Source organism: Spongiactinospora gelatinilytica, assembly GCF_003236385.1.
GTDB classification, from domain to species: Bacteria; Actinomycetota; Actinomycetes; order Streptosporangiales; family Streptosporangiaceae; genus Spongiactinospora; species Spongiactinospora gelatinilytica.
In genome coordinates this window covers 1-397 of sequence record NZ_POUA01000930.1, presented here as the reverse complement: position 1 = coordinate 397, position 397 = coordinate 1, and the positions used below count along the sequence as shown (strand labels likewise).

2 protein-coding genes are annotated in these 397 nt (G+C 42.8%); both read left to right on the top strand.

Translation table 11 applies throughout. From position 1 onward, the window contains the following. Positions 1-110: methyltransferase RsmF C-terminal domain-like protein (locus tag C1I98_RS46865; RefSeq protein ID WP_146607987.1), on the top strand; the 110-nt coding region annotated here is incomplete at its 5' end. Positions 111-163: 53 nt separating this feature from the next. After that, a partial coding sequence (gene gatC, locus C1I98_RS46860; protein WP_111172269.1) for an Asp-tRNA(Asn)/Glu-tRNA(Gln) amidotransferase subunit GatC occupies positions 164-397 on the top strand: 234 nt, incomplete at its 3' end.

The window sequence follows — 397 nt, the reverse complement described above, 5'->3', positions numbered from 1 at the left end:
GTACTGGCTTTGGTAAGTTGGTTGATGGTCAAATGAAAAACTTCTATCCAAAGGGGTTACGTTTCCAAGTTCGTGAAGAGAAAAACGAATTGTCTGACGATATGTACTAAACCGCGTTATTCTTTGGTAAGATAGAATTATTACAGCGTTGAAAGGAATGCACATGGCAAACGAGCAAATTACACGTGAAGAAGTTGAACACGTTGCCAACTTGGCAAAGTTGACTTTGACGGACGCAGAAGCTGACATGTTCACGGATCACTTGGAGAAGATTTTTGAAGTGGTCACGACATTGTCAGAAGTTGATACGGAAGGTGTTGCACCAACGTATTCAGTTACTGAAATGCGGACAGTGTTGCGTGAAGATGTGGCTGTAAACGCCCACCAGTCAGCAGAA